The 17,286-nt window shown below is 65.1% G+C and carries 17 protein-coding genes and 5 tRNA genes; 11 read left to right on the forward strand and 11 right to left on the reverse strand.

Going from position 1 to position 17,286, the window contains the following annotated elements; all coding sequences use genetic code 11:
- Positions 1 to 136: 136 nt before the first annotated feature.
- From ACZK33_RS04645 to ACZK33_RS04685, 9 genes are read right to left on the reverse strand one after another with little or no spacing between them, the layout of a single operon-like run.
- Complete coding sequence (locus ACZK33_RS04645; protein ID WP_004154591.1) at positions 137 to 316, reverse strand: hypothetical protein; 180 nt, start codon at positions 314 to 316, stop codon at positions 137 to 139.
- Entirely contained in the window at positions 313 to 699 is a 387-nt protein-coding gene (locus tag ACZK33_RS04650) for a helix-turn-helix domain-containing protein (RefSeq protein WP_004154592.1), read from the reverse strand. Before ACZK33_RS04650 ends, ACZK33_RS04645 begins: the two co-directional genes overlap by 4 nt.
- A gap of 11 nt (positions 700 to 710) precedes the next feature.
- Positions 711 to 1,073 (reverse strand): N-acetylmuramoyl-L-alanine amidase, encoded by a 363-nt coding sequence (locus tag ACZK33_RS04655; RefSeq protein WP_004154593.1) that lies wholly within the window; start codon positions 1,071 to 1,073, stop codon positions 711 to 713.
- Positions 1,074 to 1,511 (reverse strand): RusA family crossover junction endodeoxyribonuclease, encoded by a 438-nt coding sequence (locus ACZK33_RS04660; protein WP_157178715.1) that lies wholly within the window; start codon positions 1,509 to 1,511, stop codon positions 1,074 to 1,076.
- Positions 1,495 to 2,160 carry a hypothetical protein gene (locus tag ACZK33_RS04665; RefSeq protein ID WP_004154595.1) on the reverse strand — a complete coding sequence of 222 codons (666 nt, stop codon included), beginning with the start codon at positions 2,158 to 2,160 and terminating at the stop codon, positions 1,495 to 1,497. Before ACZK33_RS04665 ends, ACZK33_RS04660 begins: the two co-directional genes overlap by 17 nt.
- On the reverse strand, positions 2,160 to 2,318 hold the full coding sequence (locus ACZK33_RS04670) for a hypothetical protein (RefSeq protein WP_154267700.1): 159 nt from the start codon (positions 2,316 to 2,318) through the stop codon (positions 2,160 to 2,162). Before ACZK33_RS04670 ends, ACZK33_RS04665 begins: the two co-directional genes overlap by 1 nt.
- Complete coding sequence (locus ACZK33_RS04675; RefSeq protein ID WP_005412421.1) at positions 2,318 to 2,602, reverse strand: hypothetical protein; 285 nt, start codon at positions 2,600 to 2,602, stop codon at positions 2,318 to 2,320. Before ACZK33_RS04675 ends, ACZK33_RS04670 begins: the two co-directional genes overlap by 1 nt.
- Positions 2,595 to 2,738, reverse strand: coding sequence for a hypothetical protein (locus ACZK33_RS04680; protein ID WP_005412422.1), 144 nt, complete (start codon positions 2,736 to 2,738; stop codon positions 2,595 to 2,597). The genes ACZK33_RS04675 and ACZK33_RS04680 overlap by 8 nt, the downstream gene beginning before the upstream one ends.
- A gap of 44 nt (positions 2,739 to 2,782) precedes the next feature.
- Complete coding sequence (locus tag ACZK33_RS04685) at positions 2,783 to 5,218, reverse strand: DNA-directed RNA polymerase (RefSeq protein WP_005412423.1); 2,436 nt, start codon at positions 5,216 to 5,218, stop codon at positions 2,783 to 2,785.
- Between the two features lie 562 nt (positions 5,219 to 5,780).
- On the opposite strand from ACZK33_RS04685, the gene tig reads away from it, so the two are divergent.
- The 11 genes from tig to ACZK33_RS04740 all read left to right on the forward strand — a co-directional run bounded on the left by tig (position 5,781) and on the right by ACZK33_RS04740 (position 15,114).
- Positions 5,781 to 7,076 (forward strand): trigger factor, encoded by a 1,296-nt coding sequence (gene tig, locus ACZK33_RS04690; RefSeq protein WP_478454148.1) that lies wholly within the window; start codon positions 5,781 to 5,783, stop codon positions 7,074 to 7,076.
- 76 nt (positions 7,077 to 7,152) lie between these two features.
- Positions 7,153 to 7,779 carry an ATP-dependent Clp endopeptidase proteolytic subunit ClpP gene (clpP, locus tag ACZK33_RS04695; protein ID WP_004146318.1) on the forward strand — a complete coding sequence of 209 codons (627 nt, stop codon included), beginning with the start codon at positions 7,153 to 7,155 and terminating at the stop codon, positions 7,777 to 7,779.
- 126 nt (positions 7,780 to 7,905) lie between these two features.
- Entirely contained in the window at positions 7,906 to 9,195 is a 1,290-nt protein-coding gene (gene clpX / locus ACZK33_RS04700) for an ATP-dependent Clp protease ATP-binding subunit ClpX (RefSeq protein WP_032129320.1), read from the forward strand.
- A gap of 142 nt (positions 9,196 to 9,337) precedes the next feature.
- Complete coding sequence (gene lon, locus ACZK33_RS04705; protein WP_478454150.1) at positions 9,338 to 11,788, forward strand: endopeptidase La; 2,451 nt, start codon at positions 9,338 to 9,340, stop codon at positions 11,786 to 11,788.
- A gap of 217 nt (positions 11,789 to 12,005) precedes the next feature.
- Entirely contained in the window at positions 12,006 to 12,278 is a 273-nt protein-coding gene (locus tag ACZK33_RS04710) for an HU family DNA-binding protein (RefSeq protein WP_004146343.1), read from the forward strand.
- Positions 12,279 to 12,289: 11 nt separating this feature from the next.
- A tRNA-Val gene (locus tag ACZK33_RS04715) sits at positions 12,290 to 12,364 on the forward strand.
- Between the two features lie 26 nt (positions 12,365 to 12,390).
- Positions 12,391 to 12,467 (forward strand) — tRNA-Asp (locus ACZK33_RS04720).
- An 85-nt stretch (positions 12,468 to 12,552) separates the two neighbouring features.
- Positions 12,553 to 12,629, forward strand: a tRNA-Asp gene (locus ACZK33_RS04725).
- An 87-nt stretch (positions 12,630 to 12,716) separates the two neighbouring features.
- Positions 12,717 to 12,793 (forward strand) — tRNA-Asp (locus tag ACZK33_RS04730).
- A 106-nt stretch (positions 12,794 to 12,899) separates the two neighbouring features.
- Positions 12,900 to 12,976, forward strand: a tRNA-Asp gene (locus ACZK33_RS04735).
- A gap of 182 nt (positions 12,977 to 13,158) precedes the next feature.
- Positions 13,159 to 15,114 carry a peptidyl-prolyl cis-trans isomerase gene (locus tag ACZK33_RS04740; RefSeq protein ID WP_423174370.1) on the forward strand — a complete coding sequence of 652 codons (1,956 nt, stop codon included), beginning with the start codon at positions 13,159 to 13,161 and terminating at the stop codon, positions 15,112 to 15,114.
- 208 nt (positions 15,115 to 15,322) lie between these two features.
- Here ACZK33_RS04740 and ACZK33_RS04745 read toward each other — a convergent pair whose 3' ends face one another.
- A complete protein-coding gene (locus tag ACZK33_RS04745; protein WP_071228862.1) occupies positions 15,323 to 16,522 on the reverse strand; it encodes a lytic transglycosylase domain-containing protein in 1,200 nt (399 codons plus the stop codon).
- Entirely contained in the window at positions 16,519 to 17,283 is a 765-nt protein-coding gene (gene gloB, locus ACZK33_RS04750) for a hydroxyacylglutathione hydrolase (RefSeq protein ID WP_329811534.1), read from the reverse strand. Before gloB ends, ACZK33_RS04745 begins: the two co-directional genes overlap by 4 nt.
- Between the last annotated feature and the right edge of the window lie 3 nt (positions 17,284 to 17,286).

The raw sequence follows: 17,286 nt of genomic DNA on the forward strand, positions 1-17,286 counted from the left end.
GGGTTGAGAGACCTCCTCGCCTTCGGCTGGCTCGTAGTGACCGCAGCCGAAGCAGTAGCCGTGCCCGTCGCTGTAGCGCGCAAGGTTGTCCTTGCTGCCGCAGTTCGGGCACGGCTCTTTGTGGAGGTATTCGGAGTCAGCGCTTTGCACGCTCCACGGACCACATGCGCTTGCGGTAGGAAATGCCGAGGCGACGATTCAGCGCACCCTTGACGGTGCGGCCCAGGCCGCGGAACGGCTTGTCGGCGCGCGCCCATGCGCGCTCGAAAGCCAGGCGCATCGCGGACGGAATGACGGTGGTAGCGGTGTTGGTCATGCGTTCTTCTCCAGCAGGAACTTGGTGAATGCGGCGACTTCTTCGGTCGCATCGTTGGCGTCGAGGCCCAGCTCGTCGGTGCAGTAGTTGCGATACAGCTGGAGCAGCGCATCGACGCGGTACTGCTTCGGAGCGCGGCGCGCTTCCAGGAGCGGAGCCTTGCTGCGGCGCTGACGGCGCGACAGGCGATAGCGCGTGTACCGCTGCCCCGAGGCGTCCTCGCAGGTCTGCGTTTCGATCTCGAAGCCAGCAGCGCGCAGCTCATCGACGCGCGAGGCGAGGCGGCGGATGCGGTAGACGCCTTCGGCCTGCCACGAGGTCAGGTGCGAGTGGCGACGCAGGTGATCCAGGACGACCTGGGTTTGCGGGGGCAGCGGTTTCACGTTGGGTTCTCCTATCGAGGGAAGTCAGGTGCCCACACGACGGGCTTGCCGTAGGCGGCGAGCAGGCGTCGCAGCGCGGCGTGTTGGGCTTCGGTGAAGTTGTCCTCGGGCTGCATGGCGTCGTTGACGCCGCCCAGGAGGCAGACTTGGTATGCGGATTGGTTGTGCTTACCGGCGAGAGCGCCGGGCTGATTCAGCGGGCGACCGTCGTAGATCGAGCCGTCACGTTCGATGACGAAGTGGACGGCGATCTTCGAGTAGCCCTGCGAGCGGTGCAGGCGTGCGAGTTCTTCGCCGGTCGTGACCTGCTCGGGGCGGGTCATGCTGGCGAGGACGAACAGCGCCTCTACCGATTCCAGAGGTTTGAGGCGCACTTAGAGTTTGTAGAGGTGGACTTCGGTGCGTGGTTCTTCGTCCGGCTGCGCCCAGCGCTTACCGGAGAGCAGCCACATGACTTGCTTGTCGTCGGCCCAATAGCCGGTGGCTTTGGTCACAACGTCCATCGGCCCCTTGGCGAGGTTGTCCACGTCGCCCTTGGGAAACGCGGCCTTCGAGGTCTTGGCGCGTTTGCATACCGCGATGATGACCACTAAAACCGGATCGGTCGGCGACAGGTCCAGATCACCGGCTGGCAGATGCTTCTCTGCGGCTTCCTTCCAGGTCTTGTAGGTCTTGCCGTAGTAGACGCCCCAGCGCGAAACCTTCGGGCGCGAGGCGGGCACCGGGTCAAACGGGAACGTGAGGGAGGCCAAATGCTTGGCCCCCCTCGCGGTGTTCACGATGACCGACAGCGGATCAGTAGTCGCCGTCATCGCCCTCGTCGTCGGAGTCGCTGTCGTCGTCCGAGTCGTCATCGCTGTCGCTGAACGGCGCGCTGTCGGCGGCCTCGTAGCCGTCCTCCTCGCCGAAGCCGTAGTCCTTGGCGTTGCGCTGGCCGAACTCGACCAGCTCGATCACCTGGACGGCGACCATGTAGCAGGTCAGGTAGAACTTCTTGGCCGATTCGACGAACGAGCCGCCGATCTCGTAGGAGACCTTGAGTTCGCTGCCGCCGCCGATCTGCGGCGGGTTGTCGATCTTCTTGCCGCGGGCGTCGAAGATGTCCGGGCGCATGGTGAACTTCTTGCCGGTGCGCTTGCTGACGCCGCTGGCCTTCATCTTGAACTTCACCAGCACGCGGCCGGTGTCATCGCCGTTCTCGTCGGTTTCTTCGGTGAACACCGGGGCCACTTCGGCACCCTTCTTCTTCTTCGGGTTCTCGCTCAGGAACTCCTGGAACAGCTCGTCGCGCCGGGTTTCCAGCTTCTTCGCCAGCGCCTTGAAGTCCTTGTCGTTCGGGTCGAACGCCAGGCTCACGGTGTATTCGCCTTCCGGCTTGAACTTGGTGTCCGGTTCGTTCAGGCGCGGCCACACGGCGGTGCCCTTGGGGGAGACGAATCGTTCGCGCTTCTTGGTTGCCATCAGTTGTCGGTCTCGTAGTTGGTCGGGAGATAGATGCCCGCGCGCCACAGGTCAGCGGCGGCGGTCAACGGGGTGTCGGCGGAAATGCCGAAGGCTTCGTCGATGTCGAAGCCGATGAGCGCCTCGTCGATGAAGGCGTCGGTGATCGGGTCACGCATCACGGGTAGTGCGGTTTCAGCTCGCGCTCCGCGTAGCGGCGCACGGCGTTGAGGGTGTTGACCTGCCGGTAGCGGCAGTCCTGCTCCATGCGCGAGACGACCCGCAGCACTTCCATCGGATCGAGGCCGAGCACTTCGCAGAAGTTCTTGAAGGCGCACGCCAAGCCGATCACCTGATCGGCCGGGTGGCCGAGGGACTGCACGCTGTCGATCACTACGAAAGCGCCGCGTGCGGCGCTCTCGGCAGAACGTGAGTGCAGTCCGTCGATGACGCGATCACGCACCTGCGTGCAGCTCCGTCATGCGGTGCTTGAACTCCTCGACCGTGCCGTGTTCGGCCGGGTTGTAGATGCCGAGGACCACACCGAAGTGGTCCTGGGCAACGTAGGTGTTCAGTGCGTGCTGGTAGTTGATGCTCATGTTGATGTTCTCGCTTGGGGTATCAATTGCCAAAGGGGGATGGACTAGGCAAAGAAATAGCGCGACTCCAGCACCAGGCTGAGGTCCAGGTCGCCATGCGGCGGGAGGGGTGGGAGTTTCTCTGCCGCTTCTGGCGGGAGCTGCTCGACGAGTTGCTGTCGGAAGTCGGCCAGTACGTCGCCGCTGTATTGATCGACGAACGCCTGCCGGAGTGCGGCGGCGAGGATTGCTGCCTGGCCCGCGTGCGTACCGTAGGAGTCGTGGATCATGGCGAACGACTCGATGCCGTTCTCTGCCGCGAGGCAGGTGGTCAGCATCATGTGGCTGGCGTCGCAGGAGTGGACGAAGTTCGGACTGATCCCGAGGGTCTGCCTGCGACGGTCGAGCTTAGTACCGCCGATGTTGACCACTAAATTCACCTCGCGGCCTCCGACGTGCGGCCGGATGCGGACGCCTTCCTCCTCGCGGTACTCCTGGAGGACCGGGAAGCCAGCGGGGGTCGTCCAGCTCACCGGCAGGTCGGCCGACGAGGCGACCTTGGAGGCGTCACGCAGCCAGTCCATCGCCGCGCGGGCTGCGATCACGACCTCGCCGATGCACTCCCACAGCAGGGTCGCCAGGTACTCGGCGGTCTCCCAATCGTCCTCCATGCCCAGCTTCTTGAACTTGGAGAGCACCTGGGCGCGCATGCCCGACTTCGTGACGCCGTAGGGCAGCGTCATCACCGGCTGCTTCACGATGTCGCGGGTGAGCTGGCCGTCCAGCTTGATCGCCAGCGGGTCGCCGCTCTCGGCACGGGCGCGCAGCTTCTCCTGGGCCACGTCTTTCACGCGCGAATAGATGTCGGCGGGCTTCGGCTGCGGGATCAGGTTGGTGGCTGCACCGCCCACGGAGTCGCGGAGCATGGCCGAGAAGTTCTGGAGGCCGTTACAGGAGCCGTCGAGCGCGATGGGCAGATGGGAGACGTGATCGCGGCCGTTGAGGCTGTAGCCGAGCCACTCGAAGCACGCTGCCAGCGCGCAGAACGGGCTGTCGGCGTCCATCCAGAAGCGTTGGCCGTCCAGCGGATCGAGGGCGCTGTCGAGAATCTGCTCCTCGTGCTCGCGCACCCAGGCCACGCGCTCCTCGAACGACACCTTGTCCACGCCGAAGCAGTTGGCGACGTGGATGGCGAGCCAGTAGGCACCGTCCTCGCCGAGCGGCACGCCTTGGGCGAACGTCAGCAGGCCCTTGGCCGCATCATCACCCTGCGGGGTCAGCGTCGGGGGCAGGGGGTAGCACCGGCCGCGGAAGTCGAGGTTGTGAGGGAAGTAGATCGCGGGGTACTCGGCGAACTTCTCCGCCAAGGCGATCTTCTGCGCGGCGGCGAGGCGGGTGGACACGCTGCGCGCGTTGGCCTCGTAGACCTTGGCGCGGTCGCGCTTCCATTCCTTGAACTCGTCGGCGTGGTGCTCCTTGAAGTAGTCCGGGTCGGTCTCCAGCAGGGCAGGGCGGCTCGGCAGGTCCATCAGTTCACGCTCCGGCAGCCCGGCGACACCGCCGCCTGCGTTCCACAGCTCGCGCATGACCTCTAGGACGGGCACGTTCACCTTCCAGGCGGTTGCCTGGATGGCGTTGAGGGCCTGGTAGACGTTGGGCATATCGACCAGCGCCAGCTCGCGCTTGTAGGCGCGGTTGCGGGTACGCACGAGGTCAGCCCGGCCGCCGATGTCGGTCAGGTAGCCGCCGTCGCGGGGCGTGGTCCACGGACGGGGCGGGACGACCATCGGCATCAGCACCGGCTGGTACAGGGCGGCGCTGTCGTGGGCCTTGGTCAGCCAGTCGAGCACCTTCTGATTCCCGGCGATGAGCAGGTGGCGCTTGCCGCGCTCGGCGACGGTGACCAGCTCGACCAGCCCGGTCGCCTCGACGAACAGCTCGATGAGCTTCATGCCCACCAGCAGCGCGTCCTTGTCGGACAGGTAGAGGCGCTTGTCGTCCTCGGGGGCGAACTCGGCGTCGGCGATGACGTGCCGCATGACGGCGGTGGAGTGCCGGGCCGAGGTGGACTTCTTGAGCTGCTCCTGGACGACCCGGTACAGGCCGGGGTGCTTCTCGCGGAGCAGGGAGAAGTTGATCTCGTTGGCGACCTCGTGGCCCAGGGTGATCGCCACGGACACCGCCTTGCGGTGATCGGCGACCAGCGCGTTGACGCAGGTGAAGCTGGTCAGATAGGCGAGGGCGTGGGGGTTCAGGTGGCGGATGAATTTGAGGGCGGCGTGGCGCTTGCCCGGCTTGCCGGTGTCGGCTTCGGCCACGAACGCCATGATCGCGGCGGCGGTGGCGTCGATGCTCTCCATGACCAGCTTGCGGCCGGGGCCGGTCTCGGCCTCCTGGCGCTGCTCCCTGATCTTCTCGTAGCGGGCAATGCCCAGGCTGGTGCTTTCCTTCTCCAGTTCGAGCTGGGCGGCGTGCAGGTCGTTCTCTTGCCAAGTCGTCATCGTTTGCCCTCGGGGGATGCAAAAGTCAAAACGGGAGGACCGCACCGGGGGCTGCCCGGTACGGTCCTGAGTGGTTCGGTTGTTGGTCCTGGGTGGACCTATGTGGAACTGTAGTAGTCCTCGGTGGTGAACAGCAATGAGTAGTTCTGAATGGTTGTCCTAGGAGGAGGTCCGCCGAAGATGACCACTTTATTCGGCGTCACCTGGTGTCACCTGTCGCGGCACCCGGCGTCACCTATATGTCACCCGAAGCGTCACCTGATAGACTGGAACGCTGTAAGTAGTTGAGTGGTCAGCACTAATCGGCAGGGGCTTCGGGATTTAGGTTCCAGTGCCGCAAGGCGTGGGGGTTCGAGTCCCCCCTTTCGCACCAGTGCCGGCCTGTCCCCGCCCTGATCGGGCCATCTGCGCCCCCTTGACCGGCACGCGCTGGCAGTGCAGGCCGAATTGGGCGAAACTAAAGGGCTGCGGCAAGCAGGCGCGTCCCAGACGTCGTGTCCTTACAACCGTTTCATCCCAATCATCGAGCCGGGGGCGTGGGCCACCGGTGGCAGGAGTCAACATGCAAGCTTCGATCGAATCCACCGGCAACCTGGAACGCCGCCTGAGCTTCTCGCTGCCGGAAGAGCGTCTGCAGAGCCACATCGTCGGCCGCCTGGGCGAAATCGCCCGTACCACCCGCATCAAGGGTTTCCGTCCGGGCAAGGTGCCGGCCAAGGTGATCGAGCAGCGCTTCGGCGCGCAGGTCCGTGGCGAGGCGCTGGACGGCCTGCTGCGCGAAACCTTCGATGCCGCCGTGCGTGAGCACGACCTGCGCATCGTCGGCAGCCCGCGCATCGACAAGGGCGACGAGGGTGAATTCTCCTTCGTGGCCACCGTGGAAGTGGTGCCGGACTTCGGCGACATCGACGTCAGCAAGCTGACCGTCGTGCGCCACAGCGCCGAGATCACCGACGCCGACATCGACCAGATGATCGAGAACCTGCAGAACCAGCGTCGTACCTGGGCTCCGGTCAGCCGTGGCGCGCAGGACGGTGACCTGGTCGCGGTGGAAACCTGGTCGCAGGCCGGCGAAGAGCGCCTGCCGGCCGAGGGCACCGAGAAGGGTTCGATCGTGCTCGGCCAGGGCATGATGTTCGACACCATCGAAAAGGGCCTGGTCGGCCTGGCCAAGGGCGAAGAAAAGACCCTGGACGTCGAGTTCCCGGCTGACTGGCGCGTGCCGGTGCTGGCCGGCAAGACCGTGCAGGTGACCGTCAAGGTCGCCGAAGTGTCCGAGCCGGTCGTGCCGGCGGTCGACGAAGCCTTCATCAAGAGCTTCGGCGTGAAGGGCGGCGACGTCGAGCAGTTCCGCAGCGACATCCGCGCCAACCTGGAGCGCGAGCTGAAGGGCGCTCTGATGAACCGCCTGCGCCGCGAAGTGGGCGAGCAGCTGATCGCCGCCTACTCGTCGGTGGAAATGCCGCCGCGCCTGGTCGAGAACGAAGCCCGCGCCATGCTGGCCCAGCAGGTCGAGCAGATCCGCCGCAACGGCCAGAACGTCGGCGAGATCCCGGCCGATGCCCACGAAGGCTTCAAGGAAGCGGCCGCCAAGCGCGTGCTGGTCGGCCTGCTGGTCGGTGAAGTGGCCCGCATCAACGACCTGCGCCTGGAAGCCAAGCGCCTGAACGAAACGATGCGTCTGATCGCTTCGACCTACGAAGAGCCGGAACAGGTCATTGAGATGTACCGCAACGACCCCCAGCTGATGTCTGGCCTGCAGAACCGTGTGATAGAAGAGCAGGTGATCGACTGGATCGCCGAGCGTGCCCAGCACACCGAAGAGAAGCTGTCGTTCCAGGACGCGATCCGCCAGTAAGCCCGGGCGGATCACCGGATGCCCCGCGCCTTTGCCGGCGCGGGGTTGTTGCCCCCCAAGATAGGTACCTCACGTAATGGACAACCGAACCAAAGCCCTGAACCTGGTTCCGATGGTGGTCGAGCAGACCAGCCGCGGCGAGCGTGCCTACGACATCTATTCGCGCCTGTTGAAAGAGCGCCTGATCTTCCTCGTGGGCCCGATCGACGATCACATGGCCAACGTGGTGGTGGCGCAGTTGCTGTTCCTGGAGTCGGAGAACCCGGAAAAGGACATCAACATCTACATCAACTCGCCGGGTGGCGTGGTCACCGCCGGCATGGCGATCTACGACACCATGCAGTACATCAAGCCGAATGTGAGCACCACCTGCATCGGCCAGGCCGCCTCGATGGGCGCCCTGCTGCTGGCCGCGGGCGAAGCTGGCAAGCGCTATGCGCTGCCGAACTCGCGCGTGATGATCCACCAGCCGCTGGGTGGCTACCAGGGCCAGGCCACCGACATCGACATCCACGCGCGTGAGATCCTGACCCTGCGTTCGCGCCTGAACGAGGTGCTGGCCAAGCACACCGGCCAGTCGCTGGAGACGATCGCCCGCGACACCGAGCGCGACAACTTCAAGAGCGCCTTCGAGGCGCAGGCCTATGGTCTGGTCGACCAGGTCCTGGAGCGTCGTCCGGACGAGTCGATCCAGGCCGGCTGACCGGCCATCACGGGGCCAGGGAGGCCCCGTTCCTGCAGGGTCGGGCGGGACTGGTGTCCCCTCGGCCCTGTGCTATTCTCGAATCGAACCCCCGTTCAGCGGGTGGGGTAACTGGGTAAGCGAAGCATGAGCGAAGACCGCCAAGGTCGTTCCACGGACACCGGCAAGATCCTCTACTGCTCTTTCTGCGGCAAGAGCCAGCATGAAGTGCGCAAGCTGATTGCGGGTCCGAGCGTATTCATCTGCGATGAGTGCGTGGAGCTGTGCAACGACATCATCCGTGAGGAACTTGAGGAAAAGGCGCAGTCGGCGCGCAGTTCGCTGCCCAAGCCGCGCGAGATCCTCGAGGTCCTCGACCAGTACGTGATCGGCCAGAACCGCGCCAAGCGCACGCTGGCCGTGGCCGTGTACAACCACTACAAGCGCATCGAGAGCCGGCAGAAGAACGACGACGTCGAACTGGCGAAGTCGAACATCCTGCTGGTCGGTCCGACCGGTTCGGGCAAGACGCTGCTGGCCGAGACCCTGGCCCGCCTGCTCAACGTGCCGTTCACCATGGCCGACGCCACCACGCTGACCGAAGCCGGTTACGTGGGCGAGGACGTGGAGAACATCATCCAGAAGCTGCTGCAGAAGTGCGACTACGACGTCGAGAAGGCACAGCAGGGCATCGTCTACATCGATGAAATCGACAAGATCTCGCGCAAGAGCGAGAACCCGTCGATCACCCGCGATGTGTCCGGCGAAGGCGTGCAGCAGGCCCTGCTGAAGCTGATCGAAGGCACCGTGGCCAGCGTTCCGCCGCAGGGTGGCCGCAAGCACCCGCAGCAGGAATTCCTGCAGGTGGACACCAAGAACATCCTGTTCATCTGCGGCGGCGCGTTCGCCGGGCTGGACAAGGTGATCCAGGCCCGTTCCACCGACGTCGGCAGCATCGGCTTCGGCGCCAAGGTGAAGAGCAGCGAGCGCAAGCAGGAAGTGGGCAAGGTGCTGGCCGAAGTCGAGCCGGAAGACCTGATCAAGTTCGGCCTGATCCCCGAGTTCGTCGGCCGCCTGCCGGTGGTGGCGACCCTGGAGGAGCTGGACGAGCCGGCCCTGATCAGGATCCTGACCGAGCCGAAGAACGCCATCACCAAGCAGTTCAAGAAGCTGTTCGAGATGGAGAACGTCGAGCTGGAGTTCCGTCCGGACGCGTTGTCGGCCATCGCCAGGAAGGCGCTCAAGCGCAAGACCGGCGCCCGTGGCCTGCGCACCATCGTCGAATCGGTCCTGCTGGACACCATGTACGACCTGCCGTCGCAGGAAAACGTCAGCAAGGTGGTGGTGGACGAGTCGGTGATCGAGCACAAGTCCGAGCCGTACCTGATCTACCAGACCCCGGCGGCCCCTGAACAGAAGGCCGCAGGCGCCGAGTGATCCTTCCAGGTTGTTGATTGGAAAGGATTTTCAAGGAATGCCTTGCATCTGAAAGCCGATGGCCCCATAACGGGGCCATCGGCTTTTTTTGTCTCCGGAAGATGCCCTCCCGGAGGCGGTTTTCCCCTTCCCTGGAGCCCCCATGGCCCGTTCCCCAAGTGAAACCCTCGACCTGCCGGTCCTGCCGCTGCGCGACGTAGTGGTGTTCCCGCACATGGTCATCCCGCTGTTCGTCGGCCGTGACAAGTCCATGCACGCGCTCGAACAGGCAATGGAAGCGGACAAGCGCATCCTGCTGCTGGCGCAGAAGTCGGCCGAGACCGACGACCCGCATGCGGCCGACCTCTACCAGGTCGGTACGCTGGCGCAGGTGCTGCAGCTGCTGAAGCTGCCCGACGGCACCATCAAGGTGCTGGTCGAAGGCCTGTCGCGCGTGCAGGTCACCCACGTCGACGAGCGCAACGGCTCGCTGCACGGCCAGGCCGTGGAGATCGACGCCACCGACGAGCGCGAAGCACGCGAGGTGGAGGCGATCGCCCGCTCGCTGATGTCGCTGTTCGAGCAGTACGTGAAGACCAACCGCAAGCTGCCGCCAGAGCTGCTGCAGACGCTGTCGGGCATCGATGAGCCGGCCCGCCTGGCCGACACCATCGCCGCGCACATCAGCGTGCGCCTGGCCGACAAGCAGCGCCTGCTGGAAACGCTGGCCGTCGGTGACCGCCTGGAGATGCTGGTCGGCCTGGTCGATGGCGAGATCGACGTGCAGCAGATGGAAAAGCGCATCCGCGGCCGCGTGAAGTCGCAGATGGAGAAGAGCCAGCGCGAGTACTACCTCAACGAACAGATGAAGGCCATCCAGAAGGAACTGGGTGACCTGGACGATGCACCGGGCGAGCTGGAAGAGCTGGCCCGCAAGATCGCCGAAGCCGGTATGCCGAAGGCGGTTGAAGCCAAGGCACGCAACGAGCTGAACAAGCTCAAGCAGATGTCGCCGATGTCGGCCGAAGCCGCGGTCGTGCGCAACTACCTGGAGTGGCTGCTGGGCGTGTCGTGGAAGAAGCGCAGCAAGGTGCGCAAGGACCTGAAGGCCGCGCAGGACACCCTCGACGCAGACCACTACGGCCTGGAGAAGGTCAAGGAGCGCATCCTTGAATACCTGGCGGTGCAGTCGCGCGTGAAGCAGATGAAGGGCCCGATCCTGTGCCTGGTCGGGCCGCCGGGCGTGGGCAAGACCTCGCTCGGCCAGTCCATCGCCAAGGCTACCAACCGCAAGTTCGTGCGCATGTCGCTGGGCGGCGTTCGCGATGAAGCCGAGATCCGTGGCCACCGTCGTACCTACGTTGGTTCGATGCCGGGCCGCATCGTGCAGAACCTCAACAAGGTCGGCAGCAAGAACCCGCTGTTCGTGCTCGACGAGATCGACAAGATGTCGATGGACTTTCGTGGCGATCCGTCGTCGGCGCTGCTGGAAGTGCTCGACCCGGAGCAGAACAACGCGTTCAACGACCACTACCTGGAAGTGGACCTGGACCTGTCCGAAGTGATGTTCGTGGCCACCTCGAACTCGCTCAATATTCCCGGCCCGCTGCTGGACCGCATGGAAGTGATCCGCATCCCCGGCTACACCGAGGACGAGAAGCTCAACATCGCCACCCGCTACCTGGTGCCGAAGCAGATCAAGGCCAACGGCCTGCAGCCGGAAGAACTGGAGATCGGCAGCGATGCGATCCAGGACATCGTGCGCTACTACACGCGCGAATCGGGCGTGCGCAACCTGGAACGCGAGATCGCCAAGATCTGCCGCAAGGTGGTGAAGGAGATCGCGCTGGCCGGTCCGCAGCCGGTGAAGGCGAAGAAGGGCGCGAAGAAGTCCAAGGCGCTGGTGAGCGTGTCCAGCAAGAACCTGGACAAGTACCTGGGTGTGCGTCGCTTCGATTTCGGCCGCGCCGAGGAAGAGAACGAGATCGGCCTGGTCACCGGCCTGGCGTGGACCGAAGTCGGTGGCGATCTGCTGCAGATCGAATCGACGCTGGTGCCGGGCAAGGGCCAGCTGATCCTGACCGGCCAGCTCGGCAACGTGATGAAGGAATCGGCGTCGGCGGCGTTGTCGGTGGTGCGTTCGCGCGCCGTGGGCTTTGGCATCGACAGCGACTTCCTGCAGAAGCACGACGTGCACCTGCACGTGCCCGATGGTGCCACGCCGAAGGACGGACCGAGTGCCGGTGCGGCAATGGTCACCTCGCTGGTGTCGATGCTGACCAAGGTGCCGGTGCGTGCCGACGTGGCGATGACCGGTGAGATCACCCTGCGTGGTCGTGTCACCGCCATCGGTGGCTTGAAGGAGAAACTGCTGGCCGCACTGCGCGGTGGTATCCGCACGGTCATCATTCCGGAAGAGAACCGCAAGGACCTTGCAGACATTCCGGCCAACGTCACCCGCGATCTGGAGATCGTGCCGGTGAAGTACATCGAAGAAGTCCTGGACCTGGCGCTGGAGCGCCCGCTGGCACCGAAGAAGGCGCGCAAGAGTGCGCAGCGTGTCACGGTGCGCAGCAAGGCCAAACCGAGTGGAAGCGCGCGCGTCAAGCATTGACGCGCGCTGTCCGATGGCCCGAAACCCGCGTCGTTGCTGGCTTTCCAGCTTGCGTGGGGGTAGGGCCACTGGTATAAAAGCAGCACTCGCGAATGAGTGATCGCTGTCAGCGATGACTGAATCGGCGAACCGTTTCCACATGGCGGCCGCATGCAGAAGGCGTGCGGTTGCTTCCCTGTCGAATAAGCGGAACCCACCGCCAAAGGAGTTGTAGAGAATGAACAAGACCGAATTGATCGATGCCGTTGCTGAAGCTGCCGACCTGACCAAGGCCGAGTCCAGCCGCGCTGTCGATGCCGTCGTTGCTGCCGTCACCAAGGCGCTGAAGGACGGCGATGCGGTCACCCTGGTTGGCTTCGGTACCTTCCAGGTCCGCGACCGTGCTGCCCGCACCGGCCGCAACCCGAAGACCGGCGACACCATCAAGATCGCTGCTTCGAAGAATCCGTCGTTCAAGGCTGGTAAGGCCCTGAAGGATGCTGTAAACTAAGCGGCTCGCTGGGGTGCTTAGCTCAGCGGTAGAGCGTCTCCTTTACACGGAGAGGGTCGGGGGTTCGAAACCCTCAGCACCCACCACAGCACCGCGGTAAAAGTTTGAGTGTGGAGCGGTAGTTCAGCTGGTTAGAATGCTGGCCTGTCACGCCGGAGGTCGCGGGTTCGAGTCCCGTCCGCTCCGCCATTCAACGAGGCCTCCGGCCAAAAGCTGGAGGCTTTGTTTTCTCCCCGGTCCAGGCCGGTGGGAAAACAGGAAATAGCAACAATGCGGAGCGGTAGTTCAGCTGGTTAGAATGCTGGCCTGTCACGCCGGAGGTCGCGGGTTCGAGTCCCGTCCGCTCCGCCACTACATCGAGGCCCCCGGCCTAAAGCTGGGGGCCTTGTCTTCTCACCGACAGGTTCGGAAGGAAGGCGAAAAGGTTTTTGCAAGAACGGAGCGGTAGTTCAGCTGGTTAGAATGCTGGCCTGTCACGCCGGAGGTCGCGGGTTCGAGTCCCGTCCGCTCCGCCATTGCAGAATTCTTAAGTTCCTGTGAAAAAACTTTGAAAAAAGTGTTCATCGGGCTGGGTTTCCAGGGAGTCTTCGGATATACTGGGCGCCTGCAAAGTTTCAGCGCGGAGCGGTAGTTCAGCTGGTTAGAATGCTGGCCTGTCACGCCGGAGGTCGCGGGTTCGAGTCCCGTCCGCTCCGCCAACTTTAAAAGCCCTCGGCGCAAGCCGGGGGCTTTTTCTTTGTGCCCTGCGGCAGGCCTGCCGAGGTGCTGACGGCACAGGTCCGCGGAGATCGGCGCAGGCCGCGCCGGCGCTGCTTTTGGTCCCTGCGACGAAGCGGGTTACACTGCCGGGCTCGCCAATCAGGCCTTGTGATTCCTCACCATGCTGCAGAAACTCCGCGACAAGACCTCAGGCTGGATCGTCACCGTGATCCTGGGGCTGCTGATGATTCCGTTCCTGTTCGTGATCGACAACAGCTACCTGGGTGGCGTTGGCGCACAGAACGTGGCCAAGGTTTCCGCGCCTCCGACCTGGTGGCGTTCGGCACCGTCGTGGTGGCCGGTGCGCATGCTGTGGCAGCACCACGAGATCAGCGCGCAGGATTTCCGCACCCGCTTCGAGCAGGAGCGCATGCGTGAGCGCCAGCAGCAGGGCGAGAACTTCGACCCGCGCGCGTTCGAAAGCACTGAAAACAAGATGGCCGTGCTCGATCAGCTGATCGACGAGCAGGTCGTGCGCCTGGTGGGCGAGCAGGCCGGTGTTGTGATCGGCGATGGCGCGGTGCGCGAGTACATCGCCACCATCCCGGCCTTCCTCGATTCGAACGGCAAGTTCAACGAGAACAACTACCGCCTGGCTCTGGCCGGTGGCAATCCGCCGCGTACCCCCACGCAGTTCCAGGAGCTGGTGCGCGAGAGCCTGCAGCAGTCGGTGATCCCGTCGGGCCTGCAGAATTCGGGCTTCGTCACCCAGGCCGAGACCGAGCGCCTGCTGAAGCTGCTGGGTGAGACCCGCGACGTCGAACTGGCCGCGCTGCCGGAGGTTCCGGCCGATACCGCGCCGGTCACCGATGAGCAGATCAAGCAGTGGTACGACAGCCACGGCAAGGATTTCCGCCAGGCCGAAAGCGTGTCGCTGGAATACGTCGAGATCAATGGCGCCAACCTGCCGGCACCGACCGCGGCTGACGAAGCGACCCTGCGCAAGCGCTATGAAGACGAGAAGGCGAAGTTCACCTCGCCGGAACAGCGCCAGGCTGCGCACATCCTGATCACCGGTGACGGTGCCGAAGCCAAGGCGAACAAGCTCGCTGCCGAAGCCAAGGCGGCGGGTGCCGACTTCGCGGCGCTGGCCAAGGCCAACTCGGAAGACCCGGGTTCGAAGGACCAGGGCGGTGATCTGGGCTGGGTCGAGCGTGGCGCGATGGTCAAGCCGTTCGAAGACGCCCTGTTCGCCGCCAAGGCGGGTGACGTGATCGGCCCGGTGAAGACCGACTTCGGCTACCACATCATCAAGGTCGCCGCGGTGCGTGGTGGCCAGGGCAAGTCGTTCGAGGAAGTGCGTGACACGCTGGCCGCCGAGCAGCTGAAGGCCGATGGCGAGCGCGGCTTCAACGAGCTGGCCGGCCGCCTGGTCGATGCCATCAACAAGAGCCCGAGCGACCTGGCCGCTGCCGCCAAGGAAGTGAACCTGCCGCTGCAGACCCTGGGCCCGATCACCCGCGCGACCGCCAGTGGCATCGCCGCTGATCCGGCCGTGCTGCGCGCCGCCTTCTCCGAAGTGCTGGTGCAGGACGGTACCGCCAGCGATCCGATCGCCCTGGGCGGTGCCACCAACCACAGCGTGGTCATCCGCGTTGCCGCGCATACCCCGGAGCAGGCGATGCCGCTGGACAAGGCCCGCGAGCAGGTGATCGCCGCGATCCGCGCCGACCGCCAGCGCCAGGCCAGCGACAAGGCCGCTGACGCCGTGCTGGCCAAGCTGAAGGCGGGCGCCACCCTGCAGTCGCTGGCTGCCAGCGAGAAGCTGCAGCTGAGCCCGATGCCGGGCCTGCCGCGCAGCCAGCCGGTGCCGACCCCGGAAATCAACCGCGCGATCTTCAGTGCGCCGGTGCCGGCGGAAGGCAAGCCGAGCTACGGCAAGGTCGACGTCAACGGCCACGCGCTGCTGTTCGCAGTGAACAAGGTCAACCCGGGCGACATCAAGGAAGTGACCGCCGAGCAGCAGAAGCAGCTCAAGGATCAGCTGAGCCAGATCGACGGCATGGCCGCAGCCAAAGCCTACGTCGAGGCGATGCGCAGGAAGTTCGTGATCCAGACCACCGAAGAGAACCTGTAAGCCTCGCGGCGAGCAGGATAGAAGAGGGCCCGGCATTGCCGGGCCTTTTTTGTGGGTGTGGGCGCGTAGAGTCGAGCTTGCTCGACTGCACATGTGGAGGCAGTCGAGCAAGCTCGACTCTACGAGAAGCATGTCGAAGCAGCCGCACCGCGCAAGAAAAAGCCGAGCATGGGCTCGGCTCTACCGCAGGGAAGGCCTGGCTGGCGCGTCAGTCTTCCACGCGCAGCACTGCGCCAGGCTTCAGCACGCTGCTGCCACTCAGGCCGTTCAGCGACAGCAGGGCCTTTACCGGCATGCCGTAGCGGCGGGCGATGGTCCAGGCCGACTCACCATCACGCACGGTGTGGCGGCGGCTGCGCGGGCGGTCGGCGATCGCGGCCACGGCCTTGGCCACCTGCGGCGTCGGCGTGGTCGTGGCAACCGGTGCGGTGCTGGCCACCAGCGTGGTCGCGGCTTCCGTCACCGTCGCATTGGCGGCCGAGACCGGGGCCAGGACCCGGGTGGTTCCGGAGGCGCGGTTGCCGGCGGCCAGGGCCGGGTTGAGGCGGGCGATCCTGGCGGGGTCCAGGGCGCGCTGTGCGGCCCACTGCTGGACGCTGGTGCCGGCCGGCAGGGTGTGGTCCTTCAACACCGGCACGGTGCGGTCCAGCGAGGCCATCACGCGAGGCTGGTCCTCCACGTCTTCCAGCACGCAGGCCAGGGCATGCAGCTTCTCGACATAGGCATGGGTAACCGGCGACAGCCCCGGCAGGGCTGCCGGCTTGGCATTCTGCGCGTTCATGCCGGCCTTGCGCATGGACTGCAGTACCCGGTACTCGCCGGCGTTGTAGGCCATGGTGGCCAGGCGCCAGTCGCCGCCGAACATGCCGTGCAGGGTCTTCAGGTAGCGCACCGCGGCCTGGGTGGAATCAACCGCCGACAGGCGGCCGTCGTAGCCGTTGGCCATGGGTACGCGGTGGTTGCGCGCCGTGGTGGCGATGAACTGCCACAGGCCGGTCGGGCCGCTGCCGTTGCGGGCATTGGGCCGATAGCCGCTTTCCACGAACGGGATCAGCGCGAATTCGGTGGGCAGGTTCGCCTTGCGCAGCTCTTCGACCACATAGCCGAACAGCACCAGCGCATCGTCATCCTGGTTGGCCAGGCGCGAGGGGGCGTGGGCGAACTGCTTCTGCCAGCGCGGGCTGGTAGCCTCGGCATCGCAGCTGGGCTCGGCCAGACCGTCGCGGAAGCTGGTGAAGATCTCCTGGCCATTGCGCACCGAGGGCGCAGGCAGCGCGGACGGATCCAGCGGCAGCGCCGCAGCTGCGGTCAGGTTCTGGCTGATGCCGGCGCCCAGCGACTGTGCGCCCGCGGTTCCGGCCAGCCCCAGGGCAAGGCCCAGGGCCAGCGGCAGACTTCGGCGCATCATGCGCGGAAGCCGTCTTTCCAGTGCCGGAGACCGGCCATCACGTCGACGTCGTCCACGACGTCACGGCCCAGGTGTGCCGACACCGACGCACGGATCGGTGCAGCGTGCACACGCAGGAAGGGATTGCAGTCGAATTCGTTGGCCAGGGTTACCGGCAGGGTGGGACGGTCATCGCGGCGCATGGCCAAAGCCTCCTCTTGGCGCTGCCACAAGGCAGCGTTGGCGGGGTCGACATGCCGCGCGAAGACGGCATTTGACACGGTGTACTCATGAGCGCAACAAAGCAGCAGTTGCGCGGGCAGGGCACCCAGCTTGCGCATCGACGCCAGCAGCTGGGACGGCGTACCTTCGAACAGGCGTCCACAGCCCAGGCTGAACAACGAATCTCCGCTGAAAAGATGTTCAGCAGTGTGAAACGCGATGTGGCTGCGGGTATGCCCGGGCACGGATAGTACGTGGAACGTCCGGCCCAGTGCCTGAACGCGTTCACCTTCGCCGACCCGCTCGGTGGCCGTGGGAATGCGTTCCTCGACCGGCGCGATGACTCGCACGCCGGGGAAACGCGCCTGCAATGCCGGCACGCCACCGATGTGGTCGTCGTGGTGATGGGTGAGCAGGATCGTGTCCACGCGCAGGCCCTGATCGGCCAGTGCGAGCACTGGCGCGGCATCGCCGGGGTCGACGACCACGGCAGCGCCCTCGTTGTCGATCAGCGTCCAGATGTAGTTATCCGCAAATGCGGGCAGGGCAGTCAGTCGCATAGA

Source organism: Stenotrophomonas sp. 86156_Sma (assembly GCF_056481625.1).

What these genes read in the sequence shown, in the direction of transcription:
- ACZK33_RS04645 (WP_004154591.1), bottom strand. Translation starts at nt 316, where the DNA reads ATGACCAACACCGCTACCACCGTCATTCCGTCCGCGATGCGCCTGGCT.
- ACZK33_RS04660 (WP_157178715.1), bottom strand. Translation starts at nt 1,511, where the DNA reads ATGACGGCGACTACTGATCCGCTGTCGGTCATCGTGAACACCGCGAGG.
- ACZK33_RS04665 (WP_004154595.1), bottom strand. Translation starts at nt 2,160, where the DNA reads ATGGCAACCAAGAAGCGCGAACGATTCGTCTCCCCCAAGGGCACCGCC.
- ACZK33_RS04670 (WP_154267700.1), bottom strand. Translation starts at nt 2,318, where the DNA reads ATGCGTGACCCGATCACCGACGCCTTCATCGACGAGGCGCTCATCGGC.
- ACZK33_RS04680 (WP_005412422.1), bottom strand. Translation starts at nt 2,738, where the DNA reads ATGAGCATCAACTACCAGCACGCACTGAACACCTACGTTGCCCAGGAC.
- ACZK33_RS04685 (WP_005412423.1), bottom strand. Translation starts at nt 5,218, where the DNA reads ATGACGACTTGGCAAGAGAACGACCTGCACGCCGCCCAGCTCGAACTG.
- tig (WP_478454148.1), top strand. Translation starts at nt 5,781, where the DNA reads ATGCAAGCTTCGATCGAATCCACCGGCAACCTGGAACGCCGCCTGAGC.
- clpP (WP_004146318.1), top strand. Translation starts at nt 7,153, where the DNA reads ATGGACAACCGAACCAAAGCCCTGAACCTGGTTCCGATGGTGGTCGAG.
- clpX (WP_032129320.1), top strand. Translation starts at nt 7,906, where the DNA reads ATGAGCGAAGACCGCCAAGGTCGTTCCACGGACACCGGCAAGATCCTC.
- lon (WP_478454150.1), top strand. Translation starts at nt 9,338, where the DNA reads ATGGCCCGTTCCCCAAGTGAAACCCTCGACCTGCCGGTCCTGCCGCTG.
- ACZK33_RS04710 (WP_004146343.1), top strand. Translation starts at nt 12,006, where the DNA reads ATGAACAAGACCGAATTGATCGATGCCGTTGCTGAAGCTGCCGACCTG.
- ACZK33_RS04740 (WP_423174370.1), top strand. Translation starts at nt 13,159, where the DNA reads ATGCTGCAGAAACTCCGCGACAAGACCTCAGGCTGGATCGTCACCGTG.
- ACZK33_RS04745 (WP_071228862.1), bottom strand. Translation starts at nt 16,522, where the DNA reads ATGATGCGCCGAAGTCTGCCGCTGGCCCTGGGCCTTGCCCTGGGGCTG.
- gloB (WP_329811534.1), bottom strand. Translation starts at nt 17,283, where the DNA reads ATGCGACTGACTGCCCTGCCCGCATTTGCGGATAACTACATCTGGACG.